The sequence below is a fragment of the Mesorhizobium sp. SEMIA396 genome, assembly GCF_024518615.1.
GTDB lineage: Bacteria > Pseudomonadota > Alphaproteobacteria > Rhizobiales > Rhizobiaceae > Mesorhizobium.
This window is the reverse complement of record NZ_JANIFC010000016.1, coordinates 1-19385: the sequence shown is the minus strand read 5'-3', so window position 1 is coordinate 19385 and position 19385 is coordinate 1. Positions and strand designations below refer to the sequence as shown.

Below are 19385 nucleotides of genomic sequence, written 5' to 3'. Positions count from 1 at the left end.
GCTCTAAATGGCGTCCAGTCGAAACGACACCAATTTGATGGAGCGCTTGTAAATGTCGCTGGCGGCCTGGCTGGGCGGGATCCCGTCGAGATAGTCAAAGGTCATTTCGAACGTGCTGGCGTTCGAAAAAGCTGCATGCGGAATGACGAACGAGACGGTCATCGGTTGCTTGCCCGACAGTGTGACCTTATGCACGGACACGCCATGCACCGAGATTATTACCCTCTGCGTCGTCTGTGGCGGACGAATGACAGCGGCCATTTGTAGCGTTGCCTTGAGACCGTCGCGAAGCGGCGGTATCTGCAGGCGAAGCCGCGAGGTCTCGCCCAGTGAATGCGTGCCGTCGGCTACCGGCCCCGACCAGCCACAAACTTTCATGCCGGCTGCCCGTTTGGCGCCATCGGACCGGAAGGACACTGTCTGGCCGAGTGAGTAGCTGCCAATGGCATCGCGGTTGAGGCATGTCGTCGTGCGGTCGATGTAATAGGCACGATAGTCGGCGTGGACAGTCGGATGGAGAGCCAGCGCAAGGATGGCGAGTTCGGACACGGCCAGAACCGCGGCGAGCGCGTAAGCGCCAAGCGAGATGGCGCGTCCACGGGGATTGAGGGTGTCAGACCAAAGCAAGGTAGCCTCCAATCCATGCCGCCGTCATGAAATAGCAGGCGACCAGGAAGAGAACCAAAGCGGCGAGCCAGATCAGTTTCGACGCCGACAACAGGACGGCCATCAACATTATCAGAGGCGCCAGCCCAATGACGTATCTGACCATGGAGGCCAGATTCGTTATCAATGGCACGAGAATGCAGATCGCGCAGAAGACCCCAGCGCCATATTGCTTGCGAGCCACCAGCACGACTGATAGCGCCAGCCCGATGATCGCTGCGAGCGCACTCCATTGCGGCGCCGTGGGCAGCCACCCGGTCTTGGGAAATGCTGAGAGCCCGTCCCATAGAAACAGGAGCGGGTTCCCAGCCACTCGTCCAAAGGCGCGTTGGACGTGCAGAAACGCAAAGCCGTCACCGACAGTGACATACAAAAACAGGATGTAGGCAAACAAGCCGGCAGGCGAGATAAAGATAGCGACGAGCAGATCCGGTCGACCGAGCACCCAACGCGGAAAGGAGAGTGGTGAGCCGCCCCGTTCTCGATGCTGCTGGAACATTTGAATGACGGTCGCAAAGACGACAAGGACCCCAACGAGCCTCGTTGCCGAAAGGAGCGCTGACGAGATGCCAGCGACGGCATAGCTGGAGCGTTTGAGTGCCAGGAAGACAATCGAGGTCAGGAGCACGAAAAGAGGTTCGGAAAGGAAAGTTGTGAAGTGGAAGGAGAACGGGCCGCTAAGCAGAAAAGCGCAGTACAGTACATAGGCCCGCATGTTCTTCTCCAACAGCGGCCATGCCACCAGACACGCGGCGTAGCTGCATGCAATCGAAGTGATCGTCGCGACCAGTATCGTGGCGAAGGGGAAAATCGCCCGGATCACCGCTACCAGCATCGGATAGAATGGAAAGAAGCCCCATCGTCCGACGTTGCTTTGGTTTGGGATGGGAAAGCGCTCGTAGCCGCGTTCGGAAATATCCAGATACCAGTGGCAATCCCATCGGCAGAGCGCACGAGCATAAGACTCGAAGCCTGGTTCTGCCAACGTTGAAGCAACAGCGGCATAACGAATAGCAAGGCCAGTGAAACCGAACAGGAGCGGGACTGCCACCACCGCTGCCGCTACCATGTGGCGCTTGTTGATTATGTAGTCGGGGAAAATCTCGACATGCGCTGGATCCTTCATCGACAGCGCATGGCCGGGGCTTTTGATGGCCGTGAGGAGATTGTCAGTCCTGGCTTTTTTCATCGCCGAGCACCGGCGGGGCGCGTTCCCATGCCCTGATGGGGGCCAGCTTCGGCCGTGACCAAACCGCCGACCGTGGCCTTGCCATCTTCATCGTCGTCGAGCAGTTCCAGACGGGTGACGCCGCCCACCCTCACCTCGTGGCCAAAATCGATGCCAGTCTGTTCCCGCGCCATTTGAGAGATTCTGGAGCGCGGTCGGCGGTCGTCAAGAGGTTGCTAATATTCGAGCGGCGATGGGAAGGCACCTTTGAAGCGCGTCGAGAACACGATATCATGCGTGCCTCGGCGGCCGGACGAGCTATCGCGCAGCCTTGACACCGGGATGGTCGCCCGACAAATCAAAGGTCCGCACCGAATGCTCCTTCTGTGCGACGTCGAATGCCCACGGGCGGAGGCGCAAAGACCGAGATCGCCTTTGGATGGACCTTGAAATGGCCTGGTGTCGAGGTGACGATCTCACCATCGGTGTTGACCGGCATCGGCTTCTCCGTCTCGATGTCGAACTCGACGCACCTAGCCGTGCGCACCTCTCGCCAGGCGCCATGCCTTCCAGACCGGAAGGAGCGGAGCATCAGCGCCAGCTTCCAAAGGTTCGTCATTTCCAAGCTATAAAGATCGAGATGTCCGTCATCGATCTCGGCCGTCTCTTCCACCACGTTGCCGCCGCCGTAATGACGACCGTTTCCCACCGCAATTTGGTAGGTTTCGACGTCGGTCGACGTGCCTTTCTCAACAATCTTCGCGTGGAACCGCGTGGCCCGCGTCAACACTTTCATCGCCGCCAGCGCATAGCCGAGCCTGCCGAAACGCTTCTTCAAAGTGGGATCCAGACCCTTCGCCAGTTCAGTGCTGAGTCCGATACTCGCAACGTTGAAGAAGGCATTGCCATTGACCGTGCCGATATCGATCTGCCGGAGTCGGCCCTGCGCGATCACGTCAGCGGCCTGCAGAAGATCCATAGGGATGTCGAGTGTGCGAGCGAGGTCATTAGCCGTTCCCATAGGAATAATGCCCATCGGCAGGCTGCTTTCCACTACAGCCATCGCCGCCGCCGACACCGAACCATCGCCACCGCACACGACCACAAGGTCGGCCGTTTGGCGTAAGCGAACGATGTCACGAGCGATCTCCGGCAACGCCTCGAACTTTTCGACAGCGACAGAAAGCCGGCCGCGCTCCAGCCGCTCCACAATCGGGGCGATCAGCTCTTGGCCGCGCCGCGCCTTTGGATTGAGGAGCAGCAATGCGCGCCTTGTGGCTAATTTGCTCATTCAAAGATCGATCCGATGGTCATGACGCATGCACATAGGGCGGTTGCTCATTCGACCGCAACCGAAGCTTTCGACTCAAACCGGACCTACCTCCGCCGCGACGTTGCGAACGGCGCAATTTGCGACATCCAGCGGTCCCCAGGATCGCTATTCGAGTTCGTGGACCGTCACGCCGGCACAGCCGTCTTGGCAATCGCATAGGTGCTGGCGATGCGTGAGATAGGCCACTTGGCCGGCACATGTCATTCCCCAAACAACTTGAAACCTCCTCGGAGTGAACATGGTCGAAGGTTTCCATGATCATCGGCGCGCCTATCTATCGCGCGAAAGCTTGAAAGCGCGGTCGATCGCATCGCGGATATGTCCCGGGGCGGATTTCAGATCGTCCTTCGGCGCGCCGCTTTGCTCCGGAACGTTGCCGCGCCCCGCTGGAGCCTGCGACAGAAGATGCGCTCAAGCCCATTGCCGGAGAGATTTAAATCGGCAGGACCAGATCGGCCTGGCTCCTGTAAAATCTGGAGCCGGGTCGCGATTGGCCGGAACCAAACAGAACAGCCGTAATTATCAGCCGAAGGGACCGCAACCGCATAGGAAGGGGAACGATGGCTGAAATTCTGGATTTCGAACTTGGCAGTTCAAGGTTGTGCGTCAAACGTGCCGAGAAATCGTTGAAGCGCGCAAAGGAAGAAACGGACAGGAAAAATGGCGTGGTGAAACCGCGGCAGCCGGCGCGTTGCTGGTCGAGGAAAGGCACGGGCCGTTCGTCCAGCGCATCCACGCATTTTTTTCTGGAAGTTTAATGCTTTAGTATCTGGCTGAGGAACAACTTGGTTCGATCATGGCAAGGGTGGCCGAAAAACCCGTCGGGCGTGCCCTCCTCGACGATCTGCCCAGCGTCCATGAAGATCACCCGGTCGGCAACCGCACGAGCAAAACCCATCTCATGTGTTACACACACCATGGTCATGCCGTCCCGAGCCAATCCCGTCATCGTCTCTAGCACCTCGGAGACCATTTCCGGATCGAGTGCGGAGGTCGGCTCATCGAACAGCATGACAGCCGGTTCCATGCACAGGCTGCGGGCAATCGCCACGCGCTGCTGCTGTCCGCCGGACAGCTGGATGGGGAACTTGTTCGCCTGTTCGGGAATGCGGACCCGCTCGAGGAACTTCAGCGCGGTCTTGCGCGCCTGCTTTTCCGATACGCCCTTCACCCACATTGGGCCGGCCATGCAGTTCATCAGCACCGTCATGTGCGGAAACAGGTTGAAGTGCTGGAAGACCATGCCGACGTTGGAACGCACGGCGGCAACGTTGGTCATCTTGCCATGTAAGGCAACGCCGTTGACGACAATGTCGCCCTCTTGATGCGCCTCCAGGCGATTGAAGCAGCGGATGAGGGTTGATTTGCCGGAACCCGAGGGCCCGCAGATCACGATCCGCTCGCCCTTGTGGACGATCAGGTTGATGTCCTTCAGCGCCTGGAATTGGCCATACCATTTGGAAACGGACTTGGCTTCAATGATGGCGGGGGCGCTCATCGCACCTTGCTCCTGTGGTAATGCCGTTCGATCCGCGATTGGACCAGTTCGAGGCAGATCGACAGCATCCAGTAGATCATCGCTGCCGAGATCAGCATCTCCATGTGCTGGAAGGTCTTCTGTCCGAGGGTGCGCGCCAGGAACATCAGCTCCCACACGCCGATGACCGAGACCAGCGAGGAATCCTTCAGCATCGAGATGAACTGGTTGCCCGTTGGCGGAATGATGACCGGCAATGCCTGCGGCAGGATGATGCGACGCATGGTCAGCGTGAAGCCGAAGCCCATGGAGCGCGACGCCTCCCACTGGCCGCGATCGATGCTCTGGATGCCGGAGCGGAAGATCTCGGTCATGTAGGCGCCGTAGCAGAGCGATAGCGCCAGGATGCCGGCCGGAACCGCATCAATGACAAAGCCGAGCTGCGGCAGCCCGAGATAGATCAGATAGACCTGCATCAGCAGGGGCAGGCCGCGAAAGAAGGAGGTGTAGAAGCTGGCGATGGCGTAGGCGAAGCCATTGTTGGAGAGCTTGGCGACCGCTCCCGCCACCGCGATGACCGAAGCGATGACGATGGAAATCGCCGAGACGTAGAGCGTGGTGACAACGCCCTGGCTGATCAGGAACGGCAGTTTCTCTCTGATAAAGGGCAAGCTGAGATGGAACGTCTCGAAGAAGCCAACAAACAGGAGCAGCAGTTCGAGCCATACGATGCCGATCTGGAACTTGAGCGGCGCGAAGCCGATCAACACGACATTCAAGGTGAAGATCACCGCTATGGCGAAAGCAATGGCAAAGCGGCCGTAGAAGCCACTCACCGACGGTTCGCCGATCACGGGGCGCATCAGTTCGGCAAAGCTGGTGCTCGACATGTTGAAAGCCATGAAGAGAAGCAGAACGACGCCGAACATCGTAGCCACGAACCAGGGTTTGTGGACGAGGACTTCGGCTTCGACGGTATCCGGATAAAGCATCTTTGAGCACCGGCTGTTCGGCGGCCTGCCCGGGGGGCAGGCGCCTTTTAAGGGGGCTAGTTGGTCTTCGAGTAATCCTGCCCGTACCACTTTTCGGAAAGCTTGCTCAGCGTGCCATCCTCCTTCATCGCTTTCACGGCGTCGCCGATCTTGGCGGAGAGTTCGGGATCGCCGCGTTCGGTGGCGATCGCCAGCGGCTCGTAAAATACTGGGTCGCCCAGCTGCTTGATCGGGTAACCGGCCTTCTCGGCGTCGAGGATCGACGGCAGTGAAGAGACCACCGCGTCCAGGCGCACGCCGTCGCCGAGGCGGAGGTCGTCAAAGGCGGTCGTCGAATTCTCGTAGGAGCGGACCTCCTTCGGGTTGAGCTTGTACTCGAATGGCGGCGCGCCGGCGGCGTCGAGCGTCAGATCCTTCTTGGCATAGGCCTCGAAGGTGGAGGTGCTGGTGGCGCCGACCACCTTGCCGTCGAGATCTGCCAGCGTCTTGGCCTTGCTGTCCTTGTGCACGGCAACGGCCGCCGGCGTGTAATAGTAGACCGCCGGAAAATCGAAGATCTCGGCGCGTTTCTTGGTCGGCGTCATCGAGCCGGCATGCATGTCCCAGCGCCCCGCCCAATGGCCGGCGGTGATGATGTCCCAGCCGGGCGTGATGAACTCGACCTTGACGCCGAGGTGCTTGCCGATCGCCTTGGCGACGTCGACATCGAAGCCGTCCAGCTCGTTGCTGGAATTCACGAAGGACTGCGGCGCCCAGTTGGCATCGGTCGCCACCTTGAGCGTGCCGGCCGCCACAACGCGGTCGAGCACCGCGCCTGCGTGAGCAGGATATGCGCCAAGCGCAAGCGCCATCGCGGCCAACGTCAGCTGTGGTCTGTTCCAGAATGTCATATCCGTATTCCCCTGTTGTTGTTCAGTTCCTTGCAGTCACTTCCGTTCAGCCGGTCGTGACGTCGCAATTTCGTGCCGACCTGGTCGGCGTCCTCTCCCAAAGGCCCGCGGATTTAGCGACGTCGCGGCCGGTCCGGTCTTCCGATGTGGCGGAGGATGTTTGCCGTCGCCATTCCCCCGATCACAGGGAAGGTCCCGGCCCGCTCCCTGCGAGGTGTCGTGCAGCCCCTGGTGTCCGGCGTTGGCTTTCGCATCGCGAAGGCTGCTATTCATCGGCGCCGCCCCCCTTTCCCGCGGTCAGCGTCCATCAGGAAATCGCCCATCAGCGTGGCAACCCGAGCCGGCGCCTCGATCAGGATCGAATGACGAAGTCCGGGCAGGATGGCGAGTTGCGACCCTTGCACCTGTTCGTGCATCAGCCGTGCCATCCGCGGGCTGGAGCCCTGATCGTCCTCCCCGGTCACGATCAGCGTCGGGCAGGTGATGCGGTCGAGAATGCCGCCGAAATCGGTCTCGGCCAGAACGCGATAGGCGGCCGCATAGCAGTCGCGGTCGTTTTCAGCGTCACGCCGGCGCAACTCGGCGATGGTCTCCGGGTTGCTGTCCTGAAAATCCTCCGTCAGCCAGCGCGACAGCGAGGCTTCATGATGCACTGAGGCATCGCTCGCCATCAGCGCCGCCAGCCGGCCACGCACCGCGTGCCGTTCCTCGGGCGTGCGGCCGGCGACCGTCGACAGCAACACCAGTTTTTTCAGGCGCTCGGCATGGGTCAGCGACAGGCGCTGTGCGATCAGGCCACCCAGTGAAAACCCGGCCACATGGAAGGTGGCAAACCCGACATGGTCGGCCAGCGCCAGCGTTTCCTTGACGAAATCGTCGATCTCGTAACGGCCCTTGATCCGGCTGGAGCGGCCATGGCCGCGCAGGTCGAAGGTGAGAACCGAGAAGCGATCTTTCAGTTGGCCCGCCACGCCACTCCAGGCTTCGAGATAGGAGCCGACTCCATGGATGCAGACCAGCGGCAACCCACCCTCACCCTCAAGGCGCCAGTTGAGCAGCACGCCATCGACATCGAGCTGGCCGGAGCGCGCCATAGTCACGCCCTCGCCGCCTGGCGCGCCCTGTCGCGCTCGCGCGCGGCGAAGACCGGCATCACCTCGTCGACCCACAGCTTGATCGTCTTCTTCTGCAGCTCGAACGGCAGGTTGAACGTCAGGCCGAGGCAGTACTGGTCAACGCCCGCGGCTTCATAGTCGAGCAGCTTCTCGATCACCTCGTCGGGCGTGCCGAACATCAGGTTGCGACGGATGTTCTCGGGATTGTAATTGTCTTTGCCCTTGACTCTCTCGTAGGGGATAGCTTCGGGAAAGCCGTTTTGCACGGTGCCGATGTTCTGGAACAGGTTCTCGAACGCGCGGCCATAGTCAATGGCATGCCCGACCGCGATCTCCCAGTCCTGCGCTCGTTCGTAGACGCAGGTGCGCCGCTGCATCATCAGGCGCGGGCGCGGCACCTCTGGATGATCGGCGACGGCCTTGCGGAATTTCTCGCCGAGCACGGCGATCTCGGCCGCCGGCGCCGACAAGGGCGTCGACAGGATCGAAGCGCCGATGCCGACCGCCCAGTCGAAGGTTCCCGGGTCTCGCGCGGCCACCCAGATCGGCGGATGCGGCTTCTGCAGCGGCTTCGGCACGCCGGCGGCGAGTGGGAACTTCCAGTAATCGCCGTCATGGGCATAATCCTGTGCCCACAGCTTCTTCACCGCCGGCACCAGCTCCTTCAGATAGGCAACGCCTTCCTGCTGCGGCATGCCGCCGGCCATGCGGTCAAACTCATATTGGTAAGAACCGCGCGCGATGCCGAACTCCAGCCGCCCGCCGGTCAGGTGATCACAAAGTGCCGCCTCCCCTGCCAACCGGATCGGGCTCCAGTAGGGCGCGACCAGCGTCGAGGTGCCGAGGCGGATCTGCTCGGTATGCTGGGCAAGCCAGGTCAGCGTCATCAGGGGGTTGGGCGAGATCGTGCATTCGATCGTGTGATGCTCGGCCGTCCACAGCGTCTCGAAGCCACCTTCGTCGGCCAGGCGCGCCAACTCGAGGAGATTGCTCTTCACCTTCGACATCGGCATGTCGGGCGAGAAGCGTTCCATGGTCAGCGAAACGGCGAATTTCATGTCGGTCTCCCCAGTGCGTCGGTTTGGTCAGCGAAGGCGGATAATGAAGGGGTCCTGCATCGCGCCCGAGTAGTCGATGACGACGTTCTTCAGGCGCGAGAACTCCTCCATGGCGTCGAAGCCGCCGCGCCGCCCGTAGCCGCTCTCCTTGAAGCCGCCATTGGCGGACATGAAGGACGAGGCGCGGTAGGTGTTGATCCAGACGGTGCCGGCTTCAACATTCCTGGCGAAACGCAGCGCGCGGTTGATGTCCCGGGTCCAGATGCCGGAGGCGAGGCCATAGCGGGTGTCGTTGGCGAGACGGATCATCTGGTCTTCCGACGAGAACGGGATGACGCCGACGACAGGACCGAATAGTTCCTCCTGCATGAAGTCCATGCCGTTGTCGGCATCGGTCATCACGGTCGGCTCGAAGTACCAGCCGCCTGCAAGCTCATCCGCCTGCGGCCGCTTGCCGCCGGCCGCAATCCGCGCGCCCTGGCGCACGCCCGAGGCGACGTAGCCTTCTACCTTGGCGAGTTGCACCGACAGCGCCAGCGGTCCGACGTCGGTTTCCTCCAGCATCGGCAGCCCGACCCGCACGCGCCGCGTGCGTTCGACCAGCGCCTCGACGAACCGATCGTAGACGCTGGCCTCGACGAAACAGCGCGAACCGGCGACGCAGGTCTGCCCAGCCGCCGCGAACACACCGGACACGACGCCGTTGACGGCATGGTCGATGTCGACGTCGTCGAAGACGACATGTGGCGACTTGCCGCCGAGTTCCATCGAACAGGGGATGAGGTTCTCAGCCGCATTGGCGGCAATCCGCCGGCCCGTCGCCGTCGAACCGGTGAAGACGAATTTCGCGATGCCAGGGTGCCGGGTCAGCGCGTCCCCCGCCACGGCGCCGGTGCCGGTCACGACATTGACGACGCCGGCCGGGAAGCCGGCCTCCATGATCAGCTCGGCCAGCGCGAGCGTGGAGGCACTGGCATGCTCGGACGGCTTGACGACCACCGTGTTGCCGAGCGCCAGGCATGGCGCCAGCGTGCCGGTGAGCAGCATCAGCGGCGAGTTCCATGGCGTGATCATGCCGACGACGCCGATCGGCTCGCGCAGGTTGAAATTGAGCATGTCGAGCTTGTTGACCGGAATGGTGTCGCCGAGCAGCTTGTCGGCCATCCCTGCGAAATAGGTGTAGCTGTCGGGCATGGCGCGCATCTGCGCCCGCATTTCCTTGAGCAGCTTGCCGTTGTCACGGGTCTCGATCAGCGCCAGCGCGTCGGCGTGCTCCAGCACCAGTTCCGCCAGCCGGCGCACCAGCCTGCCGCGGTCGGTCTGGGTCATGCGCCGCCAGGCAGGCGCCGCGAAAGCGGTACGTGCGGCCTCGACGGCCGCGCCGACATCCTCGGCGCCGGCCTCGGCGAACTCGTACCAGGGCTTGCCGGTGGTCGGGTCGAAACTGTCGATGTACTGCCCGGTTTTCGGCGCCACGAACGCCCCGTTGATGAACAGGTTCTGGCGTGAGCCTTCGAGCGATCCGACCGTCGTTTTCATGCTGTCTGTCCTGCGTGGAGCATCATTCGGACGCGGCCTGCGTCCACGATTGCGACTGGCCGTCGATCATGGCGACACGGCCGCCATCGCCGGTGTCGATATAGATGCCGAAGCGTTTGTCCTGGCGCTCGCGGGCATAGCGGCGCAGCATGGCGCGCAGTTCATGCGTGGCGATCCGCTCATAGGGCAGCGCGTCGACGGAAAAGAAGGCGTGACCCTCCGGAAGTGCGGCTTCAGCGCTCTCACGGCTCAGTTCGGCGCGGTAGATGAGATAGCCCGGGTCGCTGTCGGCGACGTCGAAGACCGAATAGAGGAAGGTGTTTTCAGGGACGAGGGTCAGCGCCTCGCCGCCATCGAGGACGAGCTGACTGTCGGCCTTGCGGCGCCGCGCCGTCGGCAGCACCCAACTTCCCTTGCCATCGGTGCGCAAGAGGATGCGGTCGCCGGCTTCGACAAGATAGCCGATGATCATGTCCTGCGAGGCCAGCCAGCCGGCAGGCAGCGGATCCTTTACGCTGGCGTAACGGCCGCGGCAAAACCCGAGCGGCGCCGATGGGCTGGTTCCGAAAGCCTGGACCTGGCCGATCAGGATGATGTGGTCGCCGGCCTCGATGCGGTTGTGAACGGTGCAGTCGAACCATGTCAGGCTGTCGGTGAGGATCGGCGCGCCGGTGTGGGCGCGGTCATGGTTGACCGACTGGAATTTGTCCGCCGCTTTGGATGCGAACACCGAAGAAACGTCGACCTGGCCTTCATGGAGGAAATTGACCGCGAAGGACCGTGTTTCGTTGAATGCGGGAAAGCTCGCCGCCGCCTTGGCGACGCAGACCAGGAGCAACGGCGGGTCAAGCGAGACCGAGGTAAAGGAGTTCGCGGTCATGCCGCGCGGATTGCCGTCGCAGTCGCGCGTGGTGATGACGGTCACGCCGGTGACGAAGGTGCCGAAGGCACGACGCAAGGCGATCGGGTCGATCGTCCTGTGTACCACCGCGTCCGCCATTGCTTTCCTCCCATAGTGTCGGATGAAAGCTAGGCAAGAGACGGCCGGCCTTCTTCCTCCGGTCTGTAGGAAAGATGTCGGGGCGTGCTGCTGCCATCCCGAGCAAGTGCAGGCGCAGCGCGCCTGCACTTGCGGCGGCTGCCGCGTCGAAACAGTGGTGGCGAGGTCAACAGAGTCTAACGGGCTGTCGGCGTGCGGCTGTCGATGATGCCGCTGAGACGGATCGCGAGTTCAACCGCGAAGCGCTGTTCGGGCGTGTCGAGACGGATGCCGAACAGGTCCTCCATGCGCGACAGGCGATAGCGTAAGGTGGTGACATGCAGGCCGATGGCGTCGGCGCAGGCCTGGCTGCGGCAGCCCTCGCGCAGATAGGCAAATAACGTCTCCAGATAGGGCGTGCCGTGCTCGCGGTCATGCGCGATCAGGGCGCCGACACTTTCGTCGACGAAGCCGCGCACGTCCGGAGCGTCGGCAGCGGCGACCAATATCGGCAGCGGACCGAAATCCTGGCCGGCAAAAACGCCGGTGCGCCCGAAGGAACGGCCGATCCGGATCATGCGGCGGCACCGCTCCCAGGCGATGGGATAATCGACCAGCGCGGCACAGGCCTCGGAAAGCACAACCACCGGCTCAGCTTCGAAATAGCGGCCAAGCCCGGCCGCAATCTTGTGCGGCAATTTCGCGAAGCGCGCGCCATCCTGCCCGGTATCGGCCGGGACAAGACAGACAAGCCCATCCTCCACCGCGATTGCCGTGCCGGCAATGCCGGCCTGCTGCAGCAGACGCATGACCTCGTGATGCGGATCGGCAAGGCCGATGGCACCGTCCTGTTCGGCGAGGTCGACGACGATCATCTTCTGTGCAACGGTCAAGTCGAGCCCCAGCCGGCGGGCGCGACTGACGATATCGGCCTCGTCGCGCCAGCGGCGCTCCGCCACCTCCAGGAAAAGCTCGGTCAGCGAGCGCGTCTCGAAACGGAAGCGCACGAAGCTGCGCATCATCTGCACGCTGAGTGCGAATTTGGTGCTGTCGAGCAGCATCTGATCGAGTTGACCAGACTCGTGAGGCGTCGGGAAAATCATCAGTGCGCCAACCACTTCGGCGTCGATGCTAAGCGGCTCGATGCGCACCGAAAGCTTGAGCTGTCGCTTGCCGTCATCGACGAACAGCGTCTCGGTGTGACGCCCGTCGGACACGCCGCGCGCTATCTTGAAGATCTGCCGGCTGAGCGTTCCGCTCACCGCCTGCTGCCAGGAGGCGGCGTCGAAATGCGCCTCGCTCGGGGAACGGCCGGCGACAACCAGATTGGCATGGAAATCGATCACCACCACAGGATTGGGTAGCAGCTCGCTGACCTTTTCGGCGAGCGAGGCCACCGATCCGTCCGACAAGGCTTGCTGCAGAAGCGAGGTGTGCGCCGATAGGGCGCGCTGCAGACGCTCGCCGGCCTGCTTCTCCTGGCGCAGCCGATGCTGCTTCTCGACCGCGATCTCACCCAGATGCACGATCATGCCGATGAAGGCGATATCCTGCGCCGTCACTTCGGTGATCTCGCGCGAAACGACGGTCAGCACCATCGGCCGGCCGTCTTCGTCGACGCAGTTCATCGGCATGACCAGAACACTGCGGTAGTCGCGCTCGAAGGCTTCTCGGCGGTAGCCCGGGAACTCCTCCGATACGCGCGCGTCCCTGATGTAGACCGGCTCGTTGCGGTTGAGCGCGACGATCGAGGGACTGGTGGCCAGCTCCCAACGGTCCGGCAACGTGCGGTGAATGAGCGTCGGGTCGTGGCGCACGATGACATAGGCGTGGCCGTGGGCGGCGTCGATGCCCATGATCGAGCCTAAAGTCCATTGGGCATGACGACAGGCCGCCAGCACGAGATGGCGCAGCACGGACTGGAGATCGCCGCCCGAATTGATGAGGCTGGCGGCGTCCCGCAAGGAGAGAATTTGCGATTCGTGGTCCACGCCTGATCTTCCGCCGCTCGCGAAGGGCGAATTTAAGCCGTCGCGGATATACGAACGCTACACCGCTTCCAAGCGGGACGCACGCCGTTTCTTCCTACGAACCGGAGGAATACCCGACGGTTGGCGTGCATTATCTTGAGCTTCCACCTGGGGAGGCCAAATCATGGAATTGCGAAAAGTCAGCACCTTCATCGAGGAAGTGCACATCGAAGGCGGCAAAGCGGGTGCAAGGCCGGTAACGTCGATCGTGGTGGCAGCCGTCCTGCGCAATCCATGGGCCGGGCGCGGCTTCGTCGAGCATTTGCGGCCGGAGATTGTCGCCATAGCGCCCCGGCTGGGGCAGGAACTCACGAGCCGCCTGATTGGATTGATGCAGGCGGAACGCATCGAAAGCTACGGCAAGGCGGCCGCCGTCGGAACCGCCGGCGAGATCGAGCATGCCTCCGCCATGATCCATACGCTGCGCTTCGGCAATGTCTTCCGCGACGCCGTCGGCGGCACGACCTATCTCGAATTCTGTAACACCCGCAACGCGCCGGGCGCGCTGCTATCGCTGCCGATGATGCACAAGAGCGAGAACGGTCGCCGCTCGCATTTCATCACCGCCAACTTCCAGATCGCCGACGGCCCGGCTGCCGACGAGATTGTCGTGGCCATCGGTGCTGCGGACGGCGGCCGGGTTCACCCACGGATTGCGGACCGCTTTCAGGACATGAAAGAGATGGAGCAGGAAGCAGCGATGTGAGGCTTGCGCTGGGTTCCACAACATCACCGTGGGTACCACAGCATCACCAATGTTCAGAGCCGGCGAATGCTGATGACGATCTCGCGGCCTATTTCGAAGAGCTTGCTAGGCTGCAGTGCAGGCTCTCCGGACCCGAAGGTGCTTGGCGAACTGCACAGGCGTCCTTGCCGTTCATCTCCGGCCATCGATGCTGTCGACATGCGGCGTTGCGATCCGGCACCTTTGATGCCGGAACTATGGCGGTAGCTAGTTTGCCAGTACCCTCCAATTGCCTGCCTCTTCAAGAGCCCGCTACGCCGGTGGCGGGCTTTCGCTTTGTTGGTGCGCAAGCGTCAGGAAGGCAGTCGCCGAATTGGCGGGAACAATTTAGCGAAAAGTAAATTCAACGGTCTTCTGGTAGGAGGCCAAAGTGTCCCAGCGAAGCATCGACAAATGACCGATTGGATCGCGCAGACCGCGAGGCAAAAGTTGATAACGCGGCCGAGAGAGAGGCGCGTTTTTTAAAGACTGCGCGACTTCGAGAACAACGCCTTGCTGCCGAAGCCAAAGGTTCCCAGGCTTCGAAGAAGGGGCGATCCAGGAGCTAAGGCGCTTAGCCGCCGACGCCGACCGTCAGACAGCGACGCCCTTCTGACGGAACATTAAGCTACGCTAATAGTTCTGACGCGCCGGAGCGCCCGACGATCCGGGCACGTCATCCTTGGCCCGCCGCTGCGGTAAATGGGAGGCGAGTTCTTTACATTCGGCCTGCGCGAGGCCCGCTCGACGCGTGAGTGAGGGAGACATCATGGATCCCGAAAAGCCCAGCATTTATGCGCCGTCCGCCGAGCTGCTCGCTGCCATGGCTAATGAAAAGCGCCTTCTCGCTCTAATCATTCTTGCCGACGGAGAAATATCCGTTTCTGATCTGGCGTCGCGATTAGGGCTTAGCAACTCCGCACTCTCCCAACATCTTAGCATAATGCGAGAATTTGGGCTGGTCACCCGGAGGCAGGAGCGTCAAAAAGCGTATTACTCGTGCACAGATCGTGCCCTGAAGGTCCTTGAACTCCTGGACTGGCTTGCTGAGAGGAAAACTCTGCCTGGCCGCGACCATCATCCATAAAGCCCGAGACCTTTGGAGAGGTTTCCTCTCGGCCTTCGCTCTAACGTGCTTCCCGCATTCGTGCCGGAGAGGCGTGCCAAGAGCGCTTGCGATGTCGCGACTTTAAGGCTCCTCATCTTCGTCCGGATGTGGAGATTTATACGCTTCAGCCCCGCCGCCAGCGATGGCGGCGGGGCTGAATTGGTTCGTTCAGTCGTAAACCTTGATGATTTTTCGGGTGCCTGGGTCCACCAGCACCGTGCGGTTGTCGACCACCACATAGCGGTATTTGACGTTGGGAACCTCATGGATCTCAACCGTGTCCGGCAGAGCTGTCCCGACATTCAGTTCCACGCCGGGGAGCTTGACCGACGCCAGGGGCTGCTGCTTCACATATTCGCGGATGACGGTGTCTTGTTCCGGCTGGATAATGATGTCGTCCGCGGCGGCTGAGCCGATCCCAGCCAAGAGCAACATCGCTGCTGCGGTGTTCTTTAGAAGCATGTTCATATCTGCACTCCCGTAGGGACTGGCGCAACACGATCATCGTCCCGCGCCGCCCGACAACTTGAACATGGAGCCGCCCTAGACGTTCCGCCTTAGGTACTTAGGTCTAGTCCCTTTGGGGCCTAAGTCTGGTCCTAGAACACGCATTGGTCCTGTCAGAGACAGCGACTGGAACGCCTGCCTCCCGCGGCTGTTGTCTCTCGAACTTGGGAGAAAGCAGATGGATAAAAGTGCTGGCCAAGCACGACGCCGATAGCAGGTTCGCGAGCCGCCCAGCTGCTCGCGAACCTATATCTTTAACTTGGAGTAGGTGACCTGATGTTGCGCGACAAAGAGAGTCGGATCTTAGAGGCAGGCTTACTGGCAGCAGTGCCTATTTGTGTGGCGATTACCGCACTGGTCGCCTTGATGACTTTGGCCCGGATATGAATCGGTTCCTTTTCGCGGCCTCCGACTTCCTATCTCGGCCGCCGGGCTTCTATGTCATTCTCATAGCAATGGTTTTGTGCACCGCCCTGGTGCCCTTTGGTCTGACAAGTGCGGTTACCTACGCCCTGTCGGTTGCCGCCATCGTGATCACTGGTGTTGTCCTTCTACAAGGCTATCGCGACACCGCCGCCATTCACGCCAAACTCGATGAGATCATCGTTTCACTGAATGAAACCAGAAATGACGTTGTCGGATTGGAGCACGCCGAGCCGGAGGAGATCAGGGAGAAGCTTGTAGAACTCGAAGCAGAGGCGTCCCGAACGATCGGCGCTGCCAGGCGCGAACTTTCGAAAGCAACAGGAGAGAGATCATGAACAATATCATTTGGCTCGTCGGTGCGGTGGTCGTCGTCTTGGCAATTTTGAGTTTCTTTGGCCTTCGGTAGGGCGGCGGCCATTTCCGCCGACAACCTGAAGGCTTACGGGACCAAACTTGGCGTTGCAAAATTGCTTTTCATGAATGACAATCATCCGCCCCCCGACAAGTTGGTGTCCGATCCACCGCCAGATTGGCAGGGCGTGCTTTTTGCCACCGCTGCCCTCGTCTCATCCTTATGCGCCCTGCTGCTGGCATTTTGGATGTCTGTTTGATCGCTGTCGGACAGCCCATTGTCCTATAGAGAGCCAAAAAGGTTTGGCACCAAAGTTGCATTGACAAGTTGGGGCGGATGAAGCCCGCCGCTTCGCAAATGGGGCGGCGGGCTTTCATAAGTTTAACCCTCAGAAACGAGCAGCGGCGGGTGCTTTGGCCGTTCGCGCGATCACTTGGCGGAGGTTAAGCATGTCGACCCGCCGGCATGCCGGTTAGGCGGAGTCTGGGCGCGACCTACGTCTTTCCGCCTTTGTGGTGCTTTTCTGACCGGGCGTCTGCTTCAGGCTCTTTGCCGGATCGCACACCGAACTTTTCACCGTTGGATTTTTCGCCCTCAGTTGCGCGGCGGAGACCTCATTCACGAATGTAGTGTCATGTGGGATTTCCAAGGAGGGCATCCGAATATCGGATGTCAGTCCACTGGCCAAACGATCATAAGCATCGGCACGGCAACAATGACTACGAGAAAAGATAGGGGCAGTCCCAGACGGGGATAGTCGCTGAAGCGGTAGCCACCCGGCCCCATGACAAGCGTGTTGCACTGATGTCCGATCGGGGTGAGAAAGTCACAGCCGGCGCCAATGGCGACAGCCATCAAAAATGCTTCCGGCCGGTAGCCCAGATCACCAGCAAACTCGGCGGCGATAGGCGCCATGACAAGGACGGTGGCGGCATTGTTGAGGAATGGCGTAACGGCCATGGCGGCGACAAGGATGAGCATCAGTGCGCCGGACGCCGGAAGGAGTGTCCCCAGCCTAGCAAGCTCGCCGGCAACTACTCCCGTCGCCCCTGTACTGCGCAGCGAATCGCTCACTGGAATGAGAACGGCCAGCATCACGAGGATAGGCCCATCGAGCGATTGGTATACGTCGCGGAGCGGAATGACCTTGAAAAGCACAATCGCGACAGCGGCCGCGAAGAAGGCGACGGAGACTGGCAGCAGCCCAAACGCCGTCGCCACCATGGCGAGAGCAAGGATTACTACCGGCACGATACCCTTGCGGACGCTACCAAGAAGGATAGCCCTTTCTGCCAGCGGTAAGCAGCCGAGTTCACGAAGTATCTCGGGCATCCTGGCTGCACTGCCCCGCAAAACGACAACGTCCCCGAGCCTCAGCTCGACTTCGGCCAGCCTGCGGTCGAGGCGCTCCCCGCGACGGCTGACAGCCAGGAGGTTGACATTGAAGCGATCGTAAAGGGCAAGGCGCTGGGCGGTCCAGCCGATCAAAGAGGAGCTTTCACCGATTACGGCTTCGATAGCGACCATTTCGTTGGTGGTGTCGTCACCAGCGACCCTATCCCCGGTCACGCTGAGCCTGCCCTGGGAGACAAGGCGATCCAGCGCTTCTGGGTCGCCTTCGAGCAACAGGATGTCATTCACCTTGAGGATCGCGTCGGGCAGTGGCGTCATCCGCATCGTGCGATTGCGCAGAATCGACGTCACGATTGCATCGCCGCCGGCGAGCTTCATGAGGTCTGCGACGGTTTTCCCGAGCACCGTGGAGTCGGCGACAATTCGAGCCTCTGTAAGGTAGTTCTTGATGTCGAGGGCTTCGTTCAGTGATCCGCCAAGCTTTTCGCGCACCGGCAACAACCAATAGAAAAACAGCAGGAAGATCGTTCCGGCAGCGGCTATGCCAGCTCCAACAGGTGTGAAGTCGAACATTGTGAAGGCGGTTCCGGTCAGCTCCTCTCGTACTCGGGACACAACGATGTTGGGAGATGTTCCCACCTGCGTCATGAGACCGCCGAGCAGTGATCCGAACGCCATAGGCATCAGGAATGTCGAGGGTGAAATGTTAGACCGGCGCGCGAACTGGAAGGCGATCGGAATCATGATAGCGAGCGCCCCGATATTCTTTACAAAGGCAGAGAGAATCGTGACCAAGATCACCAGCAGCGCCAGTTGCGACCGAACTCCCGATAATTTCGGAGCAAAGCGCTTGATGGCGGCCTCCATGATACCCGAGCGTGCTATCCCTGCGCTCACCAGCAGAGCACTGCCGACAATGACCACGATATCGTCGCTGAACCCGCTGAAGGCCTCGTCAAAAGGCACGATGCCAACCGCGAGAGCAAGCAACAGTGCCGCGGCCGCGACCAGATCATAACGATAGCGACCCCACACGAACGCTGCCATCATCACGAAGGTTACGGCAAATGACAAAATTTGCGGCGTCGTCATGTCTTCGAATGCCCCAGCCGCCAATGCGACTGATCAGAACGGCCAAACCGCCCCTTTTGTTGCTTTGCTGATTGCGGCTTTGCCAGCACGATCCTGAATGCCATCGGGCGATGGCCGCTGGCCCACGGCTTCCAGCGCAGATGCCTGCGATCGTCAACTTTCAGGCAATGGCAAAACTGACCTTACGACCGATTTGAGACGCATTGCTGACAGGCATTTGTGGGACGGGAGCGGAACGGCGACTTCTGGCAAATGACAAGCGATAGCAGAAATTCGTCAGTTAGGGTCGGCGTCTCTGGCTGGCTTGGATGGAACATATAGAGGTGCCAGAAATGCACAGGTCGGATGGGAATGCGGAGACCCTCCAGATTCCGGGCAGCTCCTGTCTCGGCTTTGCAGGCCCGACCATCTGTCGAATGGCATCGCGGAGAGATTACGGACTCAGTTACTTCTGGCGAAAGGCGGAGTGGAACGACACAACCAACGGACCTAGCACATAGTCGAGCGCGGTGCGTTCCTCGGTGACGATCATGACTGACGCCGGCATGCCCGGATAAAGCGCAATCTGTGGGGCTG

At 61.0% G+C, this 19385-nt stretch carries 19 protein-coding genes; 5 read left to right on the top strand and 14 right to left on the bottom strand.

Annotation, left to right across the window (positions count from 1 at the left end):
- Positions 1-3 precede the first annotated feature (3 nt).
- The 4 genes from NP503_RS29630 to NP503_RS29615 all read right to left on the bottom strand — a co-directional run bounded on the left by NP503_RS29630 (position 4) and on the right by NP503_RS29615 (position 3125).
- Positions 4-627, bottom strand: a complete 624-nt coding sequence (locus NP503_RS29630) for a hypothetical protein (RefSeq protein WP_127266456.1) — start codon at positions 625-627, stop codon at positions 4-6.
- Positions 614-1855 (bottom strand): hypothetical protein, encoded by a 1242-nt coding sequence (locus NP503_RS29625; protein WP_127266455.1) that lies wholly within the window; start codon positions 1853-1855, stop codon positions 614-616. The genes NP503_RS29630 and NP503_RS29625 overlap by 14 nt, the downstream gene beginning before the upstream one ends.
- Positions 1852-2028 (bottom strand): hypothetical protein, encoded by a 177-nt coding sequence (locus tag NP503_RS29620; protein WP_127270404.1) that lies wholly within the window; start codon positions 2026-2028, stop codon positions 1852-1854. The genes NP503_RS29625 and NP503_RS29620 overlap by 4 nt, the downstream gene beginning before the upstream one ends.
- Positions 2029-2192: 164 nt before the next feature.
- Entirely contained in the window at positions 2193-3125 is a 933-nt protein-coding gene (locus NP503_RS29615) for a lipid kinase (protein ID WP_127266453.1), read from the bottom strand.
- Positions 3126-3727: 602 nt separating this feature from the next.
- Here NP503_RS29615 and NP503_RS29610 point away from each other — a divergent pair.
- A complete protein-coding gene (locus tag NP503_RS29610) occupies positions 3728-3925 on the top strand; it encodes a hypothetical protein (protein WP_127266452.1) in 198 nt (65 codons plus the stop codon).
- Here NP503_RS29610 and NP503_RS29605 read toward each other — a convergent pair.
- The 8 genes from NP503_RS29605 to NP503_RS29570 form a co-directional block, all read right to left on the bottom strand.
- On the bottom strand, positions 3922-4665 hold the full coding sequence (locus NP503_RS29605; protein ID WP_127266451.1) for an amino acid ABC transporter ATP-binding protein: 744 nt from the start codon (positions 4663-4665) through the stop codon (positions 3922-3924). The two genes, NP503_RS29610 and NP503_RS29605, sit on opposite strands and share 4 nt — an antisense overlap.
- Entirely contained in the window at positions 4662-5636 is a 975-nt protein-coding gene (locus NP503_RS29600; RefSeq protein ID WP_127266450.1) for an amino acid ABC transporter permease, read from the bottom strand. Before NP503_RS29600 ends, NP503_RS29605 begins: the two co-directional genes overlap by 4 nt.
- A 56-nt stretch (positions 5637-5692) precedes the next feature.
- Positions 5693-6526, bottom strand: coding sequence for a transporter substrate-binding domain-containing protein (locus NP503_RS29595; RefSeq protein ID WP_127270403.1), 834 nt, complete (start codon positions 6524-6526; stop codon positions 5693-5695).
- A 269-nt stretch (positions 6527-6795) separates the two neighbouring features.
- The gene (locus NP503_RS29590; RefSeq protein WP_127270407.1) at positions 6796-7620 is read right to left on the bottom strand and encodes an alpha/beta fold hydrolase; all 825 of its coding nucleotides are present in this window, start codon (positions 7618-7620) and stop codon (positions 6796-6798) included.
- 2 nt (positions 7621-7622) lie between these two features.
- Positions 7623-8699, bottom strand: coding sequence for an LLM class flavin-dependent oxidoreductase (locus NP503_RS29585; RefSeq protein WP_127270402.1), 1077 nt, complete (start codon positions 8697-8699; stop codon positions 7623-7625).
- A gap of 27 nt (positions 8700-8726) precedes the next feature.
- Complete coding sequence (locus tag NP503_RS29580; RefSeq protein WP_127270401.1) at positions 8727-10238, bottom strand: aldehyde dehydrogenase; 1512 nt, start codon at positions 10236-10238, stop codon at positions 8727-8729.
- Between the two features lie 22 nt (positions 10239-10260).
- Complete coding sequence (locus tag NP503_RS29575; RefSeq protein ID WP_127266842.1) at positions 10261-11238, bottom strand: flavin reductase family protein; 978 nt, start codon at positions 11236-11238, stop codon at positions 10261-10263.
- Positions 11239-11414: 176 nt separating this feature from the next.
- Positions 11415-13208 (bottom strand): helix-turn-helix domain-containing protein, encoded by a 1794-nt coding sequence (locus NP503_RS29570; RefSeq protein WP_127266843.1) that lies wholly within the window; start codon positions 13206-13208, stop codon positions 11415-11417.
- 163 nt (positions 13209-13371) lie between these two features.
- On the opposite strand from NP503_RS29570, the gene NP503_RS29565 reads away from it, so the two are divergent.
- Positions 13372-13953, top strand: a complete 582-nt coding sequence (locus tag NP503_RS29565; RefSeq protein WP_127266844.1) for an amino acid synthesis family protein — start codon at positions 13372-13374, stop codon at positions 13951-13953.
- 787 nt (positions 13954-14740) lie between these two features.
- On the top strand, positions 14741-15058 hold the full coding sequence (locus NP503_RS29560) for a helix-turn-helix transcriptional regulator (RefSeq protein WP_164748698.1): 318 nt from the start codon (positions 14741-14743) through the stop codon (positions 15056-15058).
- A gap of 189 nt (positions 15059-15247) precedes the next feature.
- Here the strand turns inward: NP503_RS29560 and NP503_RS29555 are convergent, their stop codons facing one another.
- Complete coding sequence (locus NP503_RS29555) at positions 15248-15547, bottom strand: DUF1236 domain-containing protein (RefSeq protein ID WP_127266845.1); 300 nt, start codon at positions 15545-15547, stop codon at positions 15248-15250.
- A gap of 422 nt (positions 15548-15969) precedes the next feature.
- Here NP503_RS29555 and NP503_RS29550 point away from each other — a divergent pair, with 422 nt between their 5' ends.
- Positions 15970-16347 (top strand): low affinity iron permease family protein, encoded by a 378-nt coding sequence (locus NP503_RS29550; protein ID WP_127266847.1) that lies wholly within the window; start codon positions 15970-15972, stop codon positions 16345-16347.
- Between the two features lie 57 nt (positions 16348-16404).
- A complete protein-coding gene (locus NP503_RS29545) occupies positions 16405-16623 on the top strand; it encodes a hypothetical protein (protein ID WP_127266848.1) in 219 nt (72 codons plus the stop codon).
- A 413-nt stretch (positions 16624-17036) separates the two neighbouring features.
- Here NP503_RS29545 and NP503_RS29540 read toward each other — a convergent pair whose 3' ends face one another.
- Entirely contained in the window at positions 17037-18809 is a 1773-nt protein-coding gene (locus NP503_RS29540; protein ID WP_127266849.1) for an SLC13 family permease, read from the bottom strand.
- Between the last annotated feature and the right edge of the window lie 576 nt (positions 18810-19385).